At 69.8% G+C, this 19,923-nt stretch carries 18 protein-coding genes; 7 read left to right on the forward strand and 11 right to left on the reverse strand.

Features of this window, described 5'->3' with window-relative positions:
* Nucleotides 1-4 precede the first annotated feature (4 nt).
* From HKD39_RS07425 to coaA, 4 genes are all read right to left on the reverse strand, one after another.
* Nucleotides 5-1,141, reverse strand: a complete 1,137-nt coding sequence (locus HKD39_RS07425) for a hypothetical protein (protein WP_171199216.1) — start codon at nucleotides 1,139-1,141, stop codon at nucleotides 5-7.
* Nucleotides 1,142-1,316: 175 nt separating this feature from the next.
* A complete protein-coding gene (locus HKD39_RS07430) occupies nucleotides 1,317-2,192 on the reverse strand; it encodes an aminotransferase class IV (protein WP_171199217.1) in 876 nt (291 codons plus the stop codon).
* A 19-nt stretch (nucleotides 2,193-2,211) separates the two neighbouring features.
* Nucleotides 2,212-3,234: an ERCC4 domain-containing protein gene (locus HKD39_RS07435; RefSeq protein WP_212754179.1), complete on the reverse strand. Its 1,023-nt coding sequence runs from the start codon at nucleotides 3,232-3,234 to the stop codon at nucleotides 2,212-2,214.
* 30 nt (nucleotides 3,235-3,264) lie between these two features.
* Nucleotides 3,265-4,392: a type I pantothenate kinase gene (coaA, locus tag HKD39_RS07440; RefSeq protein WP_171199218.1), complete on the reverse strand. Its 1,128-nt coding sequence runs from the start codon at nucleotides 4,390-4,392 to the stop codon at nucleotides 3,265-3,267.
* Between the two features lie 288 nt (nucleotides 4,393-4,680).
* On the opposite strand from coaA, the gene ygfZ reads away from it, so the two are divergent.
* From ygfZ to HKD39_RS07465, 5 genes are all read left to right on the forward strand, one after another.
* A complete protein-coding gene (gene ygfZ, locus HKD39_RS07445; RefSeq protein WP_171199219.1) occupies nucleotides 4,681-5,811 on the forward strand; it encodes a CAF17-like 4Fe-4S cluster assembly/insertion protein YgfZ in 1,131 nt (376 codons plus the stop codon).
* Nucleotides 5,808-6,944 (forward strand): threonine ammonia-lyase, encoded by a 1,137-nt coding sequence (locus HKD39_RS07450; RefSeq protein WP_171199220.1) that lies wholly within the window; start codon nucleotides 5,808-5,810, stop codon nucleotides 6,942-6,944. The genes ygfZ and HKD39_RS07450 overlap by 4 nt, the downstream gene beginning before the upstream one ends.
* An 11-nt stretch (nucleotides 6,945-6,955) precedes the next feature.
* Nucleotides 6,956-7,951 carry an asparaginase gene (locus HKD39_RS07455; RefSeq protein WP_171199221.1) on the forward strand — a complete coding sequence of 332 codons (996 nt, stop codon included), beginning with the start codon at nucleotides 6,956-6,958 and terminating at the stop codon, nucleotides 7,949-7,951.
* Between the two features lie 329 nt (nucleotides 7,952-8,280).
* Nucleotides 8,281-8,544 carry a DUF3073 domain-containing protein gene (locus HKD39_RS07460; protein ID WP_171199222.1) on the forward strand — a complete coding sequence of 88 codons (264 nt, stop codon included), beginning with the start codon at nucleotides 8,281-8,283 and terminating at the stop codon, nucleotides 8,542-8,544.
* Nucleotides 8,545-8,683: 139 nt separating this feature from the next.
* Nucleotides 8,684-9,931, forward strand: a complete 1,248-nt coding sequence (locus HKD39_RS07465) for a hypothetical protein (RefSeq protein WP_171199223.1) — start codon at nucleotides 8,684-8,686, stop codon at nucleotides 9,929-9,931.
* A 1,063-nt stretch (nucleotides 9,932-10,994) separates the two neighbouring features.
* Here the strand turns inward: HKD39_RS07465 and HKD39_RS07470 are convergent.
* The 5 genes from HKD39_RS07470 to purF all read right to left on the reverse strand — a co-directional run bounded on the left by HKD39_RS07470 (nucleotide 10,995) and on the right by purF (nucleotide 16,934).
* Nucleotides 10,995-11,633, reverse strand: coding sequence for an isochorismatase family protein (locus tag HKD39_RS07470; protein ID WP_171199224.1), 639 nt, complete (start codon nucleotides 11,631-11,633; stop codon nucleotides 10,995-10,997).
* Between the two features lie 163 nt (nucleotides 11,634-11,796).
* Nucleotides 11,797-12,591, reverse strand: a complete 795-nt coding sequence (locus tag HKD39_RS07475) for a hypothetical protein (RefSeq protein WP_171199225.1) — start codon at nucleotides 12,589-12,591, stop codon at nucleotides 11,797-11,799.
* Nucleotides 12,592-13,109: 518 nt separating this feature from the next.
* Nucleotides 13,110-13,778: a hypothetical protein gene (locus HKD39_RS07480; RefSeq protein WP_212754181.1), complete on the reverse strand. Its 669-nt coding sequence runs from the start codon at nucleotides 13,776-13,778 to the stop codon at nucleotides 13,110-13,112.
* A gap of 454 nt (nucleotides 13,779-14,232) precedes the next feature.
* Nucleotides 14,233-15,315: a phosphoribosylformylglycinamidine cyclo-ligase gene (gene purM, locus HKD39_RS07485; protein ID WP_171199227.1), complete on the reverse strand. Its 1,083-nt coding sequence runs from the start codon at nucleotides 15,313-15,315 to the stop codon at nucleotides 14,233-14,235.
* Nucleotides 15,312-16,934 (reverse strand): amidophosphoribosyltransferase, encoded by a 1,623-nt coding sequence (purF, locus tag HKD39_RS07490; RefSeq protein ID WP_171199228.1) that lies wholly within the window; start codon nucleotides 16,932-16,934, stop codon nucleotides 15,312-15,314. The genes purM and purF overlap by 4 nt, the downstream gene beginning before the upstream one ends.
* A gap of 205 nt (nucleotides 16,935-17,139) precedes the next feature.
* Here purF and HKD39_RS07495 point away from each other — a divergent pair, with 205 nt between their 5' ends.
* The gene (locus HKD39_RS07495; protein WP_171199229.1) at nucleotides 17,140-17,541 is read left to right on the forward strand and encodes a pilus assembly protein CpaE; all 402 of its coding nucleotides are present in this window, start codon (nucleotides 17,140-17,142) and stop codon (nucleotides 17,539-17,541) included.
* A gap of 138 nt (nucleotides 17,542-17,679) precedes the next feature.
* On the opposite strand, the gene HKD39_RS07500 is transcribed toward HKD39_RS07495, so the two are convergent.
* The gene (locus tag HKD39_RS07500; RefSeq protein ID WP_171199230.1) at nucleotides 17,680-18,045 is read right to left on the reverse strand and encodes a sterol carrier family protein; all 366 of its coding nucleotides are present in this window, start codon (nucleotides 18,043-18,045) and stop codon (nucleotides 17,680-17,682) included.
* Nucleotides 18,046-18,225: 180 nt separating this feature from the next.
* Here HKD39_RS07500 and HKD39_RS07505 point away from each other — a divergent pair, with 180 nt between their 5' ends.
* Nucleotides 18,226-18,894 (forward strand): alpha/beta hydrolase, encoded by a 669-nt coding sequence (locus HKD39_RS07505; RefSeq protein ID WP_171199231.1) that lies wholly within the window; start codon nucleotides 18,226-18,228, stop codon nucleotides 18,892-18,894.
* A gap of 133 nt (nucleotides 18,895-19,027) precedes the next feature.
* Here the strand turns inward: HKD39_RS07505 and HKD39_RS07510 are convergent, their stop codons facing one another.
* Nucleotides 19,028-19,912, reverse strand: coding sequence for a copper homeostasis protein CutC (locus tag HKD39_RS07510; RefSeq protein ID WP_212754185.1), 885 nt, complete (start codon nucleotides 19,910-19,912; stop codon nucleotides 19,028-19,030).
* Nucleotides 19,913-19,923 lie beyond the last annotated feature (11 nt).

Consider the following 19,923-nt stretch of genomic DNA (forward strand, 5'->3'; position numbering starts at 1 on the left):
GGGCTCAGCCGCACAGGTTCCAGGGCTGCTCGGAGTAGAGCATCGCGCCAGTGGCCTGCATGGCCGCGTCGGCGCTGGACCAGCGGGCACCGAAGGTGAGCACGGGCCCGGCCTGTCGCACCGTCCACGCATTCGGCTCCGGCGCGGGATCGGCCTGAGCGTTGACCCGCACACCGCGCTCAGCGAGAAGTTGCCGGCGGGGCGCGGCCTGCGCGGCGGCGGTCGCGTCGTCGGCGAACAGCGCGCTGACCCGCAGCTGCCGGTCCGCATCCAGCGAGCTGACCAGCCCGACCGGTTCCGCCAGATCGAGACCGGCGGTAGCGGCTGACGCCTGGGCCGGCGCGGAGGACCGAGCCGTCGGATCAGGATTACCCAACGCTCGCTCACTCGGGCGGACGCAGGCCTCCGCGCCGAAGACGCCCGTGACCTGCGGTGCGTCGGCCATTCCGGCGGTGGCGGCGGCGACCGCCGGCGGCACCGCGACGGGCTGCAGCGACGTGGCGTCGGGTTCTTCGGCGATCAGCACCCGCCGCGCGCGGTCGAGGTAGGCGTAGCCGGTGATGAATGCCGACGGCAGCGGCCGAACATTTGTGGCGTTCAGCGTTTGATAGATGGTGATGCCACCGGCCTCCCGCTTCGGGGTGCCGGCGGCGGTGAACGCCTTGTCCAACTTGTCGAGGTCGAACGCGTCCGTGAATTTGTACACCTGCCGCCACGGCGACTCGCCGCTGGTGTACAGCATCCAGGCCAGATCCTTGGCCTCCCAGATGCCGCGTCCGGCGAAGTTCGGACCTTTGAGCAACGCCGGACCGACCTCCGGATCGGCGACAAACGCGGTCACATCTGAATAGTTGAACGTCTGTACCCCCTGACCCAGATAGCCGAACGCCTCTCGCTTGCGCGCGGCAGCGGAGCCGGACGACTGTGCGCCGTCGGGTGCGGAACTGCCGGACAAGCTCGGGCCGGCCAGCACACCGCCCGATGGAACCCCACTGCTGGTCACGCTCACACTGGTGGTCACGCTCACACTGCCGGTCCGAGGCGCGGGGCCGGTGTTCACCGGCTCCGCACCATTGCTGCAGCCGGCCAGCACGATGCAGCCCGTCAGCAGCGCCCCCATCGCCAACCCCCGTTTGGACATGCTGCGAACGCTAACCAACAACCGCCACCCGCGATGGCGGTTTCGGCAGGGAGACCGGATCGTGATCCCACAGCGTGGCGAGTTCCCGCCGCCATGACTACCCGTGCGGTGACATCGGCAGGAGCGACAGCACGTGCGGGGGTTGCCCGCGCCTGGCGGTGCGGACCACAACGGCTCAGGGCATCTCCAGCAGCGCCCGCAGCTCGTCGGTGCGTGGACCGAGGCGGCGCTCGATGCCGTCGATGGCCTCGATCGGTGCCAGCAACCGGCCGGACGAGGCGACGTAGGCGCCCTCGGCGGAGCGCAGCTCGTCCGGATGGATCGGCCGGTAATCGGCGTCCCAGCCGGCCGCCCGGCAGGCCCGGAACAACCGCCGCACGGTGATCGAATCGAGGATGCCGCTCATCGAAGGGCTGGCGATCCATGGTCGCCCGTCGGTCTGGCCGGTGATCAGCGCCGAGCAGGTGGGCCCTTCCAGCAGCAGCCCGTCGCTGCCGACGAACAACACCTCGTCGTCGCCGCGACGGTGCGCCTCCCGCTGCGCGGCCATGTTGATCCCGTACGACAACGTCTTGCCGCCCGGCATCAGCCACGGCAGCGCCGCCACCTCGACGCCGATGAAACCGCGCTGCAGCAACCGCACCCGCAGCCCCTTGCGCTTGGCGATCATCTCGGCGCCGAGCGGCGCCGCGAGCAGGTAGCTGGTGGGCGGGCCGGCCTCGCTGACGCCGCGGGTGACGACGAACCGCAGCATCCATTCGGCGTCGGCGGCCGGGCCGGCGGCGATGGCGGCCAGTACGGCGTCCACCGCGGCCTGCCAGAGCGGCGGCTCGGGCGCGGCGATGTCGGCAATCTCGCCGGAGACCACCAGTCGGTGCAGGTGCTCGGACAGATCCCGGGGCCGGCCCTGCACCACCAGCGTCGCGTCGAACACGCCATCGCCGCGCAGTACCCCGAGATCGTCCGGGCGCAGCAGCGGAGCGTCGGCGGGATGCAGCGCACCGTCAAGGGTGGCGACCAGGGCTGGGGCGACGGGGCCGGAAGCGTTCACACCAGCAGACGGTAGCCGCTCAGCCACCAGCGGGGTGCGCGGCCAGGTACGCGCGCCGCACCTCGCCGCTGACCCTTCCGGTCGGAGCGACATCGAGACCCTCTCGCTGGGCCCAGGCTCGCACGGTTGCCGTCGGCACGGTGGCAGCCGCGGCAGCTGTTGCCGACGGGGTGGCCACCGGGGGATCGACTGCAGCGCCCGCCGACGCATCGGCGCCCGACGGCACATCGGCGTCCAACATCGCCTGCTGCTCCAACAGCACCCGGCAGGCACCCAGAAATCTGAACGTCCACTCCTCCGCAAGGGTTCGCGTCTCGCAGAAGACCATCGGCACATTCGGGTAGCGCACCTGCAGCTCGGCAAGCGCCTCGGTGAGCACTCCGGCTTTGACGAACGGCAACTTGAACACCGCCGAGTAACGGTCTTCGATGACGACGGCGCCGCGCGGCAGCGCCGCCAGCTCACCGAGCGCGAACCGCAGTGTGCCGTTGAGCACGCTGGAGGCGAGGTCGGCGACCGACTTGCGCTCCACCGCAGCGCTCAGAACACCGTCGAGCAGCAGCCCATAGTCGCCGACCGGCAGAGCCGCGACCTGGGTGCTGACCTGCTGTCCGGTGAACTTGTAGGCGTAGCGCTCGCGACTGTCCACCGTGATGCGTAGATCTGCCAGGCCGGCGGCTCTTGCGGTAGGGATCCGAACATCGGGCCGAGCCTGCTTGCGCGTCCGCGGCGCCTGCCAGAACACCATCGGCCGGCCACGCGCCCTGGTGAAAACAATTTGGCTCCTGGCCTCCCGCCCACGATCGGCGACCAGGTCGATGGCGGCACCCCGCCGGACGCAGCTGCGCAGCGTGACCCGCTCCAGCACGTCCGGCTCCGCCGGCCAATCGCCGCGCTCAAGTGGATAACAGAACACGGCCTTGGTGCGCGGCCAGGTTTCCTTGGATCGGAACACCCTGCCGCCATCCACCGGGACCCACAGCAGATACGGCAGCGTCGACTCCGGATCCGGGTTGCGCGCGATCACCAGTTCGGACGCCACAGTTCCACGGTATCCGTTGGCACCGCCGGGCTACAGCTTGCGCAGCAGAATGCGCTCGACCGCGTGCTCGGCGCCCTTGTGCAGCATCAGGTTTGCCCGGCCCCGTGTCGGCAGGATGTTCTCCACCAAGTTGGGATGGTTGATCGCACCCCAGATGCCGGTGGCCAGCTGCACCGCGTCGTCGTCGGACAACTTCGAGAAGCGATGGAAAAACGATTCGGGATCGGCGAACGCGGTGCGCCGCAGCTTCAGAAACCGATCGACGTACCAGCGCATGATGTCCGACTCGTCGGCATCAACATAGATCGAGAAATCGAAGTAGTCGCTCACCGCCTGGGCGCTCTCCGGGTCCTCGCTGGCCCTGGCCGGCTGCAACACGTTGAGCCCCTCGACGATCAGCACGTCGGGGTGATGCACCACGATTCTGTCGTCCGGGATGATGTCGTAGGTGAGGTGGTCGTATCTCGGCGCCGACACCTCCGGCACCCCCGACTTCACCGCGGCGACGAAGTTCAACAGCGCCCGCCTGTCGTATGACTCGGGAAAACCCTTGCGCTCCATCAGGTTGCGCTCTTCGAGCACGGAGTTCGGATACAGGAAGCCGTCCGTCGTGACCAGCTCGACCCGCGGCGTGTCCGGCCAGCGGGACAGCAGCTCGCGCAGCACCCGCGCGGTGGTCGACTTGCCGACCGCGACCGACCCGGCCACCCCGACGACGAACGGGGTGCGCGGTGTGCTCTCCCCCAGAAACGTCGACGTCACCCGGTGCAGCGCACTGTTTCCCGCCGCATACAGCGCCAGCAGCCGCGACAGCGGCAGGTAGATCTCTTCGGCCTCGCGCAGATCGATCGGATCGCCGAGACCGGCCAGCCGATCCAGTTCCTCCGCGGTCAGCGTCATCGGGGTGTGGTCGCGCAGCGCCGCCCATTCGGCGCGCGACAGCTCGACGAACGGGCTGGCCGCCGGAGCTTCGGTGCCGGACGGTGCGCTGGTGCCGGACTGCGCTGCGGTGCCGGACGGTGCGCTGGGTCCGGACGGTGCTGCGGTGCCGGAAGGTGCTGCGGTGCCGGAGGGGTCAGCGCTCGACCCGGCGCCGGTGGCTGGGTCGGCCGGACCGGTCGGGTCGGCGGAATGGGGGGGCTGCTCTCGGGCCACCATGACGCTGGATTCTTCCCTGTCTTCATGCCGGCGGTGACCATCGCGTGCCGCTGCCGGCAATCCACACGGTGAGAAACACCACGCCCAGTGGCCGCCACTGGGTCGGGCATCGTTCCGGTCGAGCACCGTTCCTGCTCGGGCGCCGTTCCGGCTTGGGCGCCGTTCGGATCGGGCATCGTTCGGGTCGAGCACGGTTCAGGTCGAGCACGGTTTCGACTCGGCCGTTGTTCGGTCAGGAGTACTGGATCGGAGCACCGGGCGCGTCGGCGCGGCTCGTACCATGGCGGTATGGCAGCCACATCTTCGGTGCTGGGCACTCTGCCTGGCGCGGTCAGCGATCCGGACAGCAGCACCGGCATTGCCTGGCATTACGGCGATCCGCTGGGCGAACAGCGCGCCGCCAGCACCGGGGCGGCGCTGCTGGATCTCACCACCCGGCCGGTCTACGCACTCACCGGGCCGGATGCCCGCAACTGGCTGCACTCGCTGGCCACCCAGGCGGTGGAAGACCTGACACCGGGTGACGCGCGGCAGGCGCTGTTGTTGTCGCCCACCGGGCACGTGGAACACCACCTGTGGGTGACGGCCGTGCCGGGCGAGCCCGACCCTGTCCTCTACCTCGACACCGAGCCCGGCAGGGGCGCGGCACTCGCCGATTTTCTCGAGTCGATGAAGTTCTGGTCGAAGGTGGAGCTGGCACCCGCGCCGGTGGCGCTGCTGCGGTTGATCGGGCCGAGGGCCGGCGAGCTGGCCGCAGCGGTGGCCGATCCGGTGTTCGTCCGCAGCAGCGGAACCGACGCCGTTGACGTTGCGGTGCAACAGGATTCGTTGCCAACCGTGGTGCGGACGCTGCTCGATGCCGGCGCCAGGGCGGCCGGCAGCTGGGCGGCCGACGCGCTGCGGATCGAGCGTCGGGAGCCACGCGTTGGGGTGGACACCGACGAGCGCACCATTCCGAACGAGATGCCTTGGCTGACAACGGCCGTGCATCTGCACAAGGGTTGCTACCGGGGCCAGGAAACCGTGGCGAGGGTGCACAATCTCGGACGGCCGCCGCGGCGGCTGGTGCTGCTCAACCTTGACGGCTCGGTGGACCGGCTGCCCGCCGTCGGCTCCGCCGTTGTCATCGGCGCCGGCTCCCCTGGCGCCGGCAAGACCGTCGGAGTTGTCGGCACGGTCGCGCAGCACTACGAGGACGGCCCTGTCGCATTGGCTCTGGTGAAACGCTCGCTGCCGCAAGACATTCCGCTGCTCGCCGATGGCGTCGACGCGGCCATGGACCCGGCCGATTTCGCTCAGCACGGCGACCCTGCCGGCCCCGACGGCGCGTCGACCGAGCCGGGCGGTGCCGCGACGGGCGCGCCTCGCTCGGCCATCGATCACCGCGCCTTCGCCGCGGTCCGGCGGCCGCGCCGATGAGCCGTTCGTCCGCAGCTCAGCCGAACACCGCAGCCGGGCACAACACCGCGAGCCAGCCGGACACGGCAAGCCAATCCGACACCGCAGGCCAGCCGGAGTCCACCGGCCGGCCAGGGGCGGCAAACGCCGTCGCCACCGACAACCTGGTCACCCTCGACGAGATCCGCGCGGCGTCCGACCGCATCGCCGGGCACGCGGTGCGGACCCCGCTGCTGGCCTCGCCGTGGCCGGACGTGCTGCTGAAACCCGAACTGCTGCAAGCGATCGGCGCCTTCAAGATCCGTGGAGCCGTCAACGCCATCGCGGCGCTGGACCCCGAGGTGCGCAACCGCGGCGTGATTGCGCACTCGTCCGGCAATCACGCGCAGGCCGTGGCCTACGCCGCCAGACAGTTCGGCGTCGACGCGCACATCGTCATCCCGGACAACGCGCCGCAACGCAAGATCGACGCGACGCGCGCACTCGGCGCCACCGTCGAGCTGGTGCCGACGGCGCAACGGTTCTCGCGCCCGGCGGAGCTGGCGGAGCAGACCGGCAAGGCGATGATTCCGCCGTTCGACCACCGCGACGTGATCGCCGGCCAGGGCACCATCGGCCTGGAGATTGCCGAGGATCTGGCAGCCGCCGACACCCTCGATCAGCTCGCCGCGGTGCTGGTGCCGGTGTCCGGCGGCGGCCTCATCGCGGGGATCGCCGCGGCCATCAACGCCGTCGCCCCGCAGGTCAAGGTGATCGGCGTCGAGCCGGAGCTGGCCGGTGACGCCGCCGAGTCGTTCCGGGCCGGGCGCCGGGTCGCGTGGCAGCCGGAGCAGACCGTGCGCACCATCGCCGACGGCCTGCGGGTATTCAGCGTCGGCGAGCTCACCTTTCCGCACATCGCCACGCTGGTGGCCGACATCATCACCGTCACCGAAGCCGAGATCCGTTCCGCGACAAGGGCTCTCACCGTGCAGGCGCACCTGGCCGCTGAACCGTCCGGAGCGGTGCCCATTGCGGCGGCACTGTTCCATCGCGACCGGTTGCCGAGCGGGACCGCCGTCGCGGTAATTTCGGGCGGCAACGTCGACCCTGGCGTACTGGCGGACATCCTCACTGACCCAGCGCTACCAGAGCCGACCCTCAGCTACCGGTAGGAGCATCCGGCGTGACAGCCGTACCCACAGAACTTGTCCGAGTCATCCGCTCCGGCTTTCACGAGTGCAGCCACTACGGCGCGCTGGTGGTGCTGGGCCCGGACGGCAGCACCATGCTGGCCCTCGGTGACGTCACCGGCCCGGTATTTCCCAGGTCGAGCAACAAGCCGTTCCAGGCCACCGCGATGCTGGCGGTCGGTGCCGATCTGGCCGATGCCGACCTGTCGCTGTCGGCGGCGTCGCACTCCGGCGAGCCGATGCACACCGAGCGGGCGCTGCAGATCCTGGCAAGGCACGGGTTGACCGAGGACGCGCTGGGTTGTCCCCCCGACCTTCCGATGGACGAGCCGACCAGGGACGAGGTGATCCGTTCCACCGCGCCCGGCGAGCCGCTGGCCCGCCGCATCTTCATGAACTGCTCGGGCAAGCACTCCGGGATGCTCGCGGCGTGCGTCGCCGCCGGGTTCGACACCGCCGGGTACCTCGATCCGCAGCATCCCTACCAGCAGCAGGTGATCGACGAGATCACCCGGCTGACCGGCGAGACTCCGGCGGCGATCGCCGTCGACGGCTGCGGCGCCCCGTTGGCCGCCATCAGCCTGACCGCGCTGGCACGTGGTTTCGCGAGCGCCGTCAGCGCCGAACCCGGCACCAGCGAGCGGGCGGTCGCCGACGCCATGCGGGCACACCCCGAGCTGGTCGCCGGCACCGGTCGCGACGACACCCTGGTGATGCAGTCGGCACCCGGCGTGCTGATGAAGGGCGGCGCCGAGGGTGTGCATGTGGCCGCACTGCCGGACGGCAGCGCGGTGGCGATCAAGATCACCGACGGTGCGGCGCGGGCCAGGATGCCGCTGATGATCCCGGCGTTGCAGGCACTCGGCGTCGACTTCACCGGCACCAGCGCCGAGCCGCTCGCGGTGGGCCAGGTGCTCGGCGGCGGGCAGCCAGTCGGCACGGTCGCGGCGGCACCCGAGGTGATGGCCGCACTGGCCAGGCTGCGCTGACACCCGCATCGGGGTGCCTCTTGTGCAGGTCGCTGTGTCCGACCGGCCTGACCGATCGCCGGATCTGACCGGCCTGCCGATCACGGCCCTGCCCGGCCGCTGGGGTTGATCCGATGACGGGCCCTGGCCCGGTCGCTGGAGGCCGGCCGGCTGGCGGGCGCAACCGTCGGTGCCGGTCGCTCGGTGTGACGAGCGCCGTCACACAAACGCTTGTGCCGCGCCTGAGTAAAGGATCGGGGCAACCCTGTAGTCTGGTGGCACGACAGAAACCTGATACCGGGGCCGCCGCCTGTCGGCCGCCCCGCTTCTCACGTGCAAGGGGGTCCGCCATGGGGCGAGGCCGTCAGAAAGCCAAGCAGACCAAGGTCGCGCGGGAGCTGAAGTACTCCTCCCACTCGATCGACCTTGATGGACTGCAACGCGAACTTTCCGGCGGGGGTGGCTTCGGCGCCCCAGACCGGCGGAACGGTTCGTTCAACGGCGACACCGACTCGGACGAGCTGTCGGATTCCGACGCCGACGCGGATTACTCCGGTTACCGCGATTACGACGACGAGGGACCCACTCGTCGCGCCGCGGCCGGCGGCCGCTGACCGTCACCTGCACGGTCGGTCCACTTCACTTCGCCCCGCGTTCGGGGCTGTTTGACGCCTGCCCTTGATGGGTACCGTTCTCCCGACGGCTATCCGGTCGTCTCCCGTGAATGGTCTTCCCCGAATGGAAGGGCGTGCGATGACTACTCCCACCGGCAGCATTGACCCCGATCCGGGTCGCCGCGACGCCGACGGCACCGTCGACCCCGCAGCCGAGCCGCGCGACGACAGTTTCACCGGCGACGACTCAGATCAGTTCGTCGCCGATCCGGAAGCCGCACGCGAGGCGACCCGGGCGCGGGTCGACTCCGCGGCCGAGCATGAACGCGAAACGGGCGAGTTCGCCGGTGAGGCCGCAGTCAGCCAGGCGCACCGGACGGCCGACAGCGACCGCCAGGGTGCGGTGGCGAGCGAACCCGGCAGCCCCGGCGCGGATCCCACCCCGGGTGGCGACCCCGGGTATCCGGCCCAGCCCGGCGGACCGACCGATCCGGCGCAGCCGGCGACCCCAGGTGATCCTGGATATCCGGCCCAACCCGGCGATCCCGGCACCGGAACGCCCGGGCCCGCCGATCCCGGCCAGCCCGGCCCGAGCGTGCCGGGCGGTCCCGGCGGGCCGGTGCCCGATGTTCCCAACACCCCGGGGGTGAGCCCCGACCCGAGTTCGGTGCCGGGCGACCCCAACTCCCCGACCGGCGGTTATGCCGCGAACGTCGGTGGGCGCCAGTCCAGTGACGGTGCCGAGTCCGGCCAGCCCGGATACGGCGCCGACACTGAAACCGGCAGCGGCCAGCCCGGATACCCGAACGACTCGGCCGTCGGCCAGTCCGGCTACGGCGCTGGCAGCGACCAGCCCGGCTACGACTCCAGCCAGGGCCAGCCCGGAGTCGGCTCCGACCAGTTGGGTTATGGCTCTCAGACTCCTGGCAGCGCTCCGCTCGGCGGGGACGTTCCGCCCACCGGCAGCGACGAGATCCGCGGTTTCGATGAGACCACCAGTGTCGATCAGACCCACAGCTTCGATCAGACCCGCGGCTTCGATGAGACCCGCAGTGTGCAGACCTTCACCGTCGACAGGGACGCCGAAGGCGGCACGAGCATCCGCGAAACCAGCGGGTTCGCCGGCGACGACGCCAACGCCGGGCCCTCGCGGCAGGATCTGCCTGCCAGTGGTGTTTCGGGCGGCGGCTACACCGGCGGCGAGCCGACCGGCGGCGCCAACGAGTCCGGCGACGAGTACGTCGACGCCCAGGGCACCACCCCGGCCAGCGGCTTCTCCGGCGGTGGCTACACCGGCGGCGAGCCCACCGCGGGTGCGGACGAGTCCGGCTCGGACTATGTGGAGACCGCCGACCGCGACCGCATCGACGGCACCTCTCAGCGCTAGTCCGGACACCGCGCCGGTCGCGACCACTGACTGACCACTCCGCCACGGCGGACTGCGGAAATCGGCCCGGGATGCCCGCACAGGGTGTCCCGGGCCGTTGTCTGCCTCCGCTGTTCAGTGCTCACGCTTCCGCGGAAGCGCACCTGCGCACTCGACGGCCTGGCGGCTGTGCGTGTACCGATCCAACCGGCTGTGCTCCTGCGCGGCCGCGCCGTGTCTTAGCGCGGAAGATCGTGCCCCGTAGTCGGTGGTCAATCTTCCACGCAGACGCGTGCTCGCGGAAGCGCCACCGCCGCCACGACCTGGCAGCCGTTACCGCCCACTCCCGCGGGTGAAAGTGCAAGCGGAACCTCACGTACCGGAGCCGGACGAGACTCCGCCTCTGCTTCCGCGGAAGCGCACCTGCGCACTCGGCGGCCCGGCGGCTGTGTGTACCGATCCAACCGGCTGTGCTCCAGCGCGGCCGCGCCGTGTCTCGGCGCGGAAGATCGTGCCCCGTAGTCGGTGGTCAATCTTCCGCGCAGACACCCAGGCTTCCGCGGAAGCAGCGCGACGGCATGTTTCGGCGGTTCGGCGTTTGGCCGGTTCGCCGCGCTTCCGCGGAAGCGCCGCCGTACAGACCGACTCAAATCTGATCCTTCTCGGCCAGCCGCGCTTCCGCGGAAGCGCCGCAGGAGCAGCGGCGCCATACCGATTGACCGGCCACCCGCGCTTCCGCGGAAGCGCCGCAGTCGCCACGACCTGGAAGCCGTTGCCGGCAACTACGCGGGCGAAGCGCCAGCGGAACTTCATGTGCCTTGCCCCGAGCACCCTCGCCCGCGCTTCCGCGGAAGCGCCTTCGCGCCCGCCTTCACGGACGAAGCGCGGTGAGTCTTCGCCCGCCCGAGCCGGCCGGGCGCTCCGCCCGCGCTTCCGCGGAAGCGCACCTGCGCACTCGAGGGCCCGGCGGCTGTGCGTGTACCGATCCAACCGGCCGTGCTCCAGCGCGGCCGCGCCGTGTCTTAGCGCGGAAGATCGTGCCCCGTAGTCGGTGGTCGATCTTCCACAATGGCGCATGCGCTCGTCAGCGGCTCTGGTACCTCGATCGTCCGGCGAGGGCCGATGCCACCAGGTTGCTTCTCGGCAGCGGGGTGTCGCTGGCGACAGCCTGCGCCCAGGCCGAGGTGTCGGCCACCGCCGCGAAGTTCGAATCCAGCAGCGTCATCAGCGTCTCGTGCACCTGCTGCGCCGGGACGGAGCCGGCATCGTTGGACAGATCAATGGCGCCGACGGCGTCTGACAAAACCTCCGCCGTCAGGCCGTGCGGTGCGGCGCTCGCCGCGGTGGCGATGATGCAGTTGTTGGTCATGTAGCCAACCAGGCTGATCGTGTCCACCTTCAGTCCAGCCAGCACGGACGCCAGGTCGGTGGCATCGAACGCGCTGGCGTAACGCTTGACCACCCGCGGCCAGTTGGCATCGATCTCGGCGGCGAACCTTGAGACCACGGCACGACCCGGTGAATCGGCGGCGAACGCGGCCGCGCCGGCCGGGTTTTCGTGCTCCACCAGCACGACCGGCACGTCATGCTGCACCGCGGTCTGCACCGCAGACCGGATCCGCTCAAGCGACTCCGTGAACGGCGGGTATTGCACCGCCAACGGACCCTCCAAGTACTCGTTCTGCACGTCGACGACAATCAGCACACGGCGACGACCACTCATGGCGCCAAGCTAACCATCACCCGGTTCTCGGCGGCCAGGCGCACAATAGGCGGTGGGACGGGACGGGCTTGGACGGTCCGCACAGCTCATCCCTGCGATGTCCCGGCCGCGCTTCCGCGGAAGCGCCACCGCAGGCGCCGCCGGGTCAGCGGGGTGGGTGGAGTCAGCGGGTGGGTGGTGGCTGCTTGTAGTTCGGGTCGTTGACCAGTTGTACCCGCAACTCCCACGTCTTCACCGCGGTCTGGGCGGTGCGCTGCAACGGGATATCACCTCGATCACCGGTGTTCGCCTCCCAGTGCGCGTTCCAGTGCACCAGTGCCCGCACCGGCCAGGTCCCCGACCCGCCGGTGCGTTCCGGGATCGACCGCCACCGAAAGGTGTACCCACACGGCGGAGCCCACGTTTTCGCATCCTCGGGCAGTGTCGCGATCGGCGGGGCCGGCTCGCCCGGCCCATCACAGGAAACGGTCGCCGGGTCGGTGGCACCGCGGTCCGGGTCGCCCTTGGGTTCGCCCATGGTCCAGTCCACCGATTCCAGCCGGGTGGTCATCGTGACGCTCACCCCGCGGAAGGTCAACGAGGCGGTCTGGGCACCGGGATCGTTCCCCGACAACCACTGCGGGACCTTCACGATGATCTCGTCCCACTTCATCGGCCCGATCCTGATCTGCTGCTGCGGCACCTGCTGCTGCAGATCCTTGAACAACTGATACGCCAACACCCGCGGATCCGGCGGCGGCGGCGGAGGCGGTGGGGCCGGCGCACGCCGCGCCTGACCCGGCACCACCGGCTCGGCATACGGCATGAACGTATAGCCCGCGGACTGCCACTGCACCAACAAATTCCGATCCAACGTCAACGCAGACTTACAATCCAGCCGATACAGATCGCCCTTCCCAGCTGTGCCCTTTACGCGATAGGTCGCGAAGTCGGTATTGGCGTCGGTCTGTATGTACATTTGCCGACAGTTCTGCGCGGCGCCGTTACTTGCGGCGGGCTGCTCCGCTGTCGAGCCCTCGGTCGAACCCGTAGCAGCAACCGAGTCACTATCGCTATCTGGTTCAGCCTCGGTTGTGCCCTCCGAGTCTGCAGTGTTCTCATTGCCGGCGCCTGTCACCTCCACGTAGTCTCGGGACGCTTCTGGCGGATTCGCGACAGGAATGCCGTTGATGAGCATCGTTGCTCGCACCTTGGCGGCGTCGGTGTAACCACCCTGAGCAGTCATGTCCTCCACCTGCGCGTTCTCATCAGGTTGCGCCGGCGCAGTCGGCGTGACCCGAAGAGCAGGTCGGCCCAGTGCCGACGGCGACGTCAAGGCGAACGCGACAGCGCCAACGACAGTGATTGCGCCGATCGCCACTCGACACCGGATCAAGACTCGCATGTCGCACTCCTGACAAGGCTGATCTTCCACACCCCGTCGGCACGATGCGCCGACACCTCAACGGCTCGCTGTTTCGGGTTCGACATCTTCGTTTAATTGGCCTGCGTGTCGACGTAGCCGAACTCTGATTGATCCATGCAATCAATAAATCCAGCGTCGTCGAAACTGCCGACCGGAGGTCCCCAGCTCAGCCGATGGCCGACCTTGCCCACATTTCGGAAACCGAGCTTCTGTGCAGCTCGTGCCGCCTCGACGTAATAGGTGAGAGCCTTTCCCGTCGTGAATTCCGAGTAGGCACCCTCGACCTTCGCCGCGGGTATCTTGTCGCTGCTTTCGTACAGGCGCCAGGTGTTCAGCCAGGCGGCTTCAATCTCTCGGCGGTTCTTCGCCTCTGCGTCGGAGATCGGCCCATCGGGCGCTACCAGGGTGACCTTCTCATCGCCCGGCCCGGTGGTCTGCACGTCCGACAGCTTCGCCGTGCTCGAGGTACTCGCCGGCCCAGTGGTCGATCCTGCGGCTGGGCCGTTGCCTGCGCCGGTCGATGGGGCACTGCTCGAACCAGAACCGATGCCGGGCCGGCTGGACGAGCGCGGGGTTCCCGTCGAACGCACGCCGCTGGATTCAACTGTCGAGCCGAGCGCCGAATCAGACGCCGAACCGGATCCAGCTGGAGAACTGCCCGCGACGGAATCGCTGCTGCGATCGGTCGGGTCGGCGGACAAGCCCGGGCCGGGGATTCCCCCGCCGAGGCCGGAACTCATGGTGGCAAACGTCGGTGTCGTCCTGGCGTCTGGCGCGTTGCTGGTGCAGCCCGCCAACACCAGCATGGCGACCACGCCGACCAGGCCAAGCCCGCGACGGCGCGCCGCACCCACCCGCGAACCGGGCGTCCCGCCCACTCCAGAACCGAGCGCCGCGCCCACTCGCGAGCTGGGCGCCGCGCCGGCTCGCCCAGTGATGTCTTTCCTGCTGCGCATTGGTAGCACTGCCAACCCCGTTCCGACCGACCTGAGGGCCGGCCGCGCCAGTCAGCGCGCCCCGCCCCGAGCAGATCCTGACCACAACAGACAGTGTGGTGGTCGTCAACCCCCGAGCCCCGAGTAGGCCACAAACACGCAGGTCACGGGCCCAGCGCAGGTCATGTGCACTCACTCCCGGCGGATTCCCTACTGTCGGCGGCAGAGCGACTGTCTGCCGGCAGAGGGGCCCCACCGCTCAGAAGCGCGGATGGTCCCCAGACAGCACAACCCGCTCGGCGTCACGGTCGGCCTTCTCGACGGTGCCGAGCACCCAGGCAGGGATGTGCTTTGCCGTGAGCATCGCCAGCGCTCGGTCGGAGTCTTCGGCGTGCAGCACCGCGACCATCCCGATGCCCATGTTGAAGGTCTTCTCCATCTCGACCTTCGGCACCCGCCCGCGTCCGGCGATGTAGCCGAACACCGGCAGCGGCGTCCATGCCCGCCGGTCCAATTGTGCTTGCAGCCCAACGGGAATCACCCTGGCCAGGTTGCCGGCCAGCCCGCCACCGGTGATGTGCGCAAAGGCGTGCACATCGGCCTCCTGGGCCAGCGCCAGGCACACCTTGCTGTAGATCCGGCACGGCTCCAGCAGTTCTTCGCCCAACGACCGGCCGAACTCCTCCACATGCCCGTCCAGCGGCAGCCGGTTGATGTCCAGCAGCACGTGCCGGATCAGCGAGTAGCCGTTGGAGTGCACCCCGGACGAGCTCATGCCGATCACCACGTCGCCGGGGCGGACGCGATCGGGGCCGAGGATCGCCTCCGCCTCCACCACACCGACGGCGGTGGACGCCAGGTCGTAATCGTCGGGCGCCATCAACCCTGGATGTTCGGCGGTCTCCCCGCCGACCAAAGAGCAACCGGCCTGCAGGCAACCGTCGGCGATGCCGGCGACGATGGTGGAAATCTTTTCGGGGTCGATCTTTCCGCAGGCGATATAGTCCTGCAGGAACAGCGGTTCCGCGCCGCAGGCAACAAGATCGTCGACCACCATGGCCACCAGGTCGATGCCGATGGTGTTGTGAGTCTCCATCGCCTGCGCGATGGCGGATTTGGTGCCGACCCCGTCCGACGACGACGCGAGGATCGGATCTCGATATTTCTCGACAGGCAGCCGGAACAGCGAGGCGAACCCTCCGATACCGTCCATCACCTCGGGGCGCGCGGTCTTGCCGGCGAACGGTTTGATGCGCTCCACCGCGTCCTCGCCGGCCTGAATACTCACCCCCGAACCGGCGTAGGTGGCGCCGGAACCGAACGACGTGCGTGGTTCCGTCATCGAGTCAGCTCCGAAACGCCGCTCTGCGCAACGGTTTTCTCAGGGTTCGGGACCGGGCCGACGGAATCGTCATCGGCGTCCACCAGGCCGACGACGCCGCGGCCGAGACCCTCGAGCACGTGCTTGCCGACCTGGTCGGGAATCGGTACCGGGTACTGACCGGTGAAACATGCTGTGCACAAACGCTTTGCGGGCTGTTCGGTGGCGGCGACCATCGCGGCGACGCTCAGATAGCCGAGGCTGTCCGCGCCGATCGAGCGGCGGATATCGTCGACCTCGCTGTTGGCGGCGATCAGCTCGGCGCGAGTGCCGAAGTCGATACCGTAGAAGCACGGCCAGCGCACCGGCGGCGACGCGATGCGGACGTGCACCTCGACGGCACCGGCCTCGCGCAGCATCCGGACCAGCGCCCGCTGGGTGTTGCCGCGAACTATGGAATCGTCCACCACGATCAGCCGCTTGCCGCGGATCACATCGCGCAACGGGTTCAGCTTGAGCCGAATGCCCAGCTGCCGGATGGTCTGCGACGGCTGAATGAAAGTCCGCCCCACATAAGAGTTCTTGACCAGTCCCTGCCCGTACGGAATGCCGGACTGCTCGGCGTATCCGATCGCAGCGGGCGTCCCAGACTCCGGGGTCGGGATCACCAGGTCGGCATCCACCGGCATCTCAAGAGCGAGCCGGCGACCGATGTCCACCCGGGTGGCGTACACGCTGCGGCCGGCGATCGACGTGTCGGGCCGGGCCAGGTAGACGTACTCGAAGACGCAGCCCTTGGGATCGGGCGCGGCGAAATGCTCGCTGCGGATGCCGTCTGCGTCTATCGCGATCAGCTCGCCCGGCTCCACCTCGCGGACAAAGCTGGCGCCGACAATGTCAAGGGCCGCCGTCTCGGAAGCCACCACCCAGCCACGCTCGAGCCGGCCGAGCACCAGCGGGCGCATACCCTGCGGATCCCTTGCGGCGTAAAGGGTGTGCTCGTCACAGAAGACAAGGGAGAACGCGCCCGACAGGGTCGGCAGCAGCCGCAGCGCTGCGTCCTCCAAGCTCCGGTCGGAACATTCGGAGGCCAACAGCCGACTGATCAGATCGGAGTCGGTGGTGGAGTTGGGGCGGTCGGGTCGGTGCGCCGGTGCGCTGGGCAGCAACCCGGACTCACGGGCGCGGCGGGCCAGCTCGACGGTATTGACCAGATTGCCGTTGTGCGCCATCGCGATTCCGCTGCCGACGTCGGTGGTGGCGAACGTGGGGGAACAGTTCTCCCAGGTCACCGAGCCGGTGGTGGAGTAGCGGCAGTGGCCGACCGCGATGTCGCCGCGCAGCGACGAAAGGGTCTGCTCATCGAAGACCTGCGACACCAGCCCCAAGTCTTTGAACACCACGATCTGGCTGCCGTCGGCGACGGCAATACCGGCGCCCTCTTGCCCGCGGTGCTGCAGCGCGTACAACCCGTAGTAGGTGAGCTTGGCGACCTCTTCACCTGGCGCCCATACCCCGAAGACGCCGCACTCCTCGCGCGGCTCCGGGTCGACGCCGGCGCCTGCTGCGGGCCCAGCACCGGGCGGCGACGGGTGGGTCGGTACCGGATCGGACGGGGATGTCGCCGCTGGGTAAGCCACCGGAACGCTGCTCCTGGAGTTCGCTGGAGATCGCTGGAAATCGAAGGACAAGCCGTTGAGCTTGACGGTTCGCTGACGTGCGCCGCGTACGCCCACTCTACCGTCGCGCGCCGACCGGGTGGGTCAGCGCGAACCCGGCCAGCACCCCAGGCTCGGCCCGCTGAGCCGCCTGGCCGTGACCCCGCGATTCCGGCACAGTGGCCTGATGATCTCGGTGCAGCTGGCCAGGCGGTTGCTCTCCGCCGGCCTGATCTGGGAGCCGCGGCCCGGCGACCGGTTCGTGGTACCCGATCGCGACATGGACGACGACGTCTTCGTGGTCAGCAACATGACGGTGGACGTGCACGACTTCCCGGACGGCCGGGTGATCGGCTTCAACGGCACCACCGAATGGGCGCTGGATTCACTCGATCTGACCGAGGTGCTGTGGCTGCCCTCCGAGACCCGGCTGCGCGAGGAGCTGGGTGAGCGGTTCGTCGCCTTGCAGCGCACTGACGACGGTTGGCTGGTCCGGATCGTCAACAACGGTGAGACCGTCGAATTCGCCGACGCCGACACCGAGAGCGCCTACGCGCGGGCGCTGCTGTCGGTGCTCGATTTCGGCTGAGACTCGGCCCGGGATTCGGCCAGGGATTGGCCCGCGATTCGGCCCGGGGTGCGGCTGCGGACTCGGCGGTGGATTCGGCTGTGGACTCGGCTCAGAACGGGACCCGACCGCGCCGGCGATCGGCTCCGACCCTGCAGGTCAGGTCGGCGGCAGCAGGCCCGACAGGTCCGCCCTGGTGCCGGACGCCCGCACCCGCCCGGCCGCCACCGCGTCGGCAAAGCTGAGCCGGCCGGCAACGAGTTCCAGCCAGGTCGCCGGGTCGGTCTCGATGACGTTCGGCGGAGTGCCACGGGTGTGCCGCGGGCCCTCGATCAACTGCACCGCCGCGTACGGCGGGATCCTGAGTTCAACCGACTTGCCCGGGTGCTGCTGGGCCAGCCAACCGGCGGTCGCCCGGACCACCTGCTTGAGCTCACCAGCGGGGCGCGCTTCCGCGGAAGCAGCCGCAGCGGCGGCATCGGCCAGCGCGGCCTCGAACTCGTCCCTTGTCACCTTGCGCGGCACGGTGATTGAGATTACTGGCCGCGCGGTGTCAGCAGCGGCCGACGATCCGCTCGATGGTGCGCAGTCCCTCCTGCTCGAACGGCTCGTCACCGACCCGGTAGGCCCACACCGCGGTCCCGGCGGGGCCGGTGCGTCACGCCGGTGAGCATCCCAGACGGCGCACCGCGCACACTGGATGGCATGACGTTTCAGCGGACGCGGCGCCCTCGGCGTGCCAGGCCGGGCTCGTTGCGCTCGCCGGACGGGGCGAGGCTGCTGCAGCTGGCAGCGACCTCGGATGCCCCCGACGCCACGGTGTTGCTGTTGCACGGCGGCAAGGACGGGACGTCGAGGGCGACGGCGCCGGGCTGGTGGCCGCCGGTGCTGCGGATGCGCCCGATCGGCTCGTCGGTGCGGCGCTCGCCGCAGACGCCTCGATTGGCGACCTATCTTCTGGTGGACGAGTTGCGCAGTTGGAACGGCGGCGAGCCACCGGTGCGCGATGCGAGCTGGGCCATCGCGCAACTGCGGCAGGCCAACCCGGATACGCCGATCGTGCTGGTCGGGCACTCCATGGGCGGCCGGGTGGCCATCAGGGTGATCGGCGCCGAGGGCGTGGTCGGCGCGGTCGGGCTGGCGCCATGGCTGCCGAGCGGCGAGCCGGTGCCCGACCTGACCGACCGCCGCCTGGTGCTGCTGCACGGCACCGCCGACAAGATCATTCCGGTCCGGTACAGCGAGGACTGGGCCGAGCGCGCCGGGGTCGAGCTGCGCATCATCGCCGGTGGCGATCACTCCATGCTGCGGCCGCTGCCGACCTGGCATCGGATGACGGGTGAGGCGGTCGCCGAGGTGCTCCGCGGCGGGTAGCGCCGGCGGATGCGGTTAGCGCCGGCGGATGTCGTCAATCCGGGTCGCGTGGGGGTTTCGACCCGGATTTCGGCGCCGAGATGTCAACGCGACCCGGATTGGCGACATCGGCAGCAAATCACGATGCGCCGGATCACCCGGCGCGCGCCGCGGTGATGGTGGCGGCGACCGCGTCAGGGTCGGTGATGCCGTAGCCCTGCGAGTCCTGCTCGCCCATGCTGGCCCGGGAGCCGGCGGGCGGCGCAAGCGCCGCCGCCCGGCCGCGCGCGGAGAAGTGCACCTGCCGCACCCCCGACCCGGCAATAACCCCGGCGACGTTCTCCGGGCGGATCCCGGCGCCGGCCATCACCGCCAGCGGCAGTTGCTCGGCCGCACGCACCATGGCGGCCAGTACCGGGACGCCGGCGGCGGCGCTGCGGGCCTGCCCCGAACTCAGCACCCGCTGCACCCGCAGCCCGGCGTCGGCCAGCGCCGCGATGTCCCACAGCGCGGCGACCGGGTCGGCGGACACGTCAATCGCGCGGTGAAAGGTCACGGCCGGCGCGTCACGACCGCCGGACTCGACGGAATTCCCGCTGGTCACAAGGCCTGCCCGCGACCCGATTCGACATTGCTCCGCGAGACGGAGCAGTGCCGGAGCGTCGACCGAGCCTGCCCGGGTGAGCGCGCCGAGCACCAGTCCGTCGGCGCCGGCGCTGACCGCTGCGCCGGCGTCGCGGGCCATCAGCGCGAGCTCGTCGGGGGCGTAGCAGAAGTCGCCGGGGCGGCAGCGGATCAGCACGTGCACCGCCATCGGTGCCAGTCCGGTGGGCCGCACCTCAACGGCCGCGTCCACCGCGGCCTCGATCAACCCGAGCGACGGCGTCAGGCCGCCGACCTCCAGCGCGCTGCACAGCTCCACCCGGTCGGCCCCGGCAGCCGCGGCGACCCGCACCCCCGCCACCGAGTCGACGCACACCTCGGTCTGGACCGGGTCGGTACCCGGCACCGCAGCAGCCACCGGTCCGGTACCAGGCACAGCAGCAGCCA

The organism is Nakamurella aerolata (assembly GCF_013002705.1).
Classification (GTDB): Bacteria; Actinomycetota; Actinomycetes; order Mycobacteriales; family Nakamurellaceae; genus Nakamurella; species Nakamurella aerolata.

What these genes read in the sequence shown, in the direction of transcription:
- HKD39_RS07505 (WP_171199231.1), top strand. Translation starts at nt 18,226, where the DNA reads ATGACGTTTCAGCGGACGCGGCGCCCTCGGCGTGCCAGGCCGGGCTCG.
- HKD39_RS07480 (WP_212754181.1), bottom strand. Translation starts at nt 13,778, where the DNA reads ATGAGTTCCGGCCTCGGCGGGGGAATCCCCGGCCCGGGCTTGTCCGCC.
- HKD39_RS07470 (WP_171199224.1), bottom strand. Translation starts at nt 11,633, where the DNA reads ATGAGTGGTCGTCGCCGTGTGCTGATTGTCGTCGACGTGCAGAACGAG.
- HKD39_RS07475 (WP_171199225.1), bottom strand. Translation starts at nt 12,591, where the DNA reads ATGTACATACAGACCGACGCCAATACCGACTTCGCGACCTATCGCGTA.
- HKD39_RS07495 (WP_171199229.1), top strand. Translation starts at nt 17,140, where the DNA reads ATGATCTCGGTGCAGCTGGCCAGGCGGTTGCTCTCCGCCGGCCTGATC.
- HKD39_RS07465 (WP_171199223.1), top strand. Translation starts at nt 8,684, where the DNA reads ATGACTACTCCCACCGGCAGCATTGACCCCGATCCGGGTCGCCGCGAC.
- purM (WP_171199227.1), bottom strand. Translation starts at nt 15,315, where the DNA reads ATGACGGAACCACGCACGTCGTTCGGTTCCGGCGCCACCTACGCCGGT.
- coaA (WP_171199218.1), bottom strand. Translation starts at nt 4,392, where the DNA reads ATGGTGGCCCGAGAGCAGCCCCCCCATTCCGCCGACCCGACCGGTCCG.
- HKD39_RS07425 (WP_171199216.1), bottom strand. Translation starts at nt 1,141, where the DNA reads ATGTCCAAACGGGGGTTGGCGATGGGGGCGCTGCTGACGGGCTGCATC.
- HKD39_RS07450 (WP_171199220.1), top strand. Translation starts at nt 5,808, where the DNA reads ATGAGCCGTTCGTCCGCAGCTCAGCCGAACACCGCAGCCGGGCACAAC.
- ygfZ (WP_171199219.1), top strand. Translation starts at nt 4,681, where the DNA reads ATGGCAGCCACATCTTCGGTGCTGGGCACTCTGCCTGGCGCGGTCAGC.
- HKD39_RS07460 (WP_171199222.1), top strand. Translation starts at nt 8,281, where the DNA reads ATGGGGCGAGGCCGTCAGAAAGCCAAGCAGACCAAGGTCGCGCGGGAG.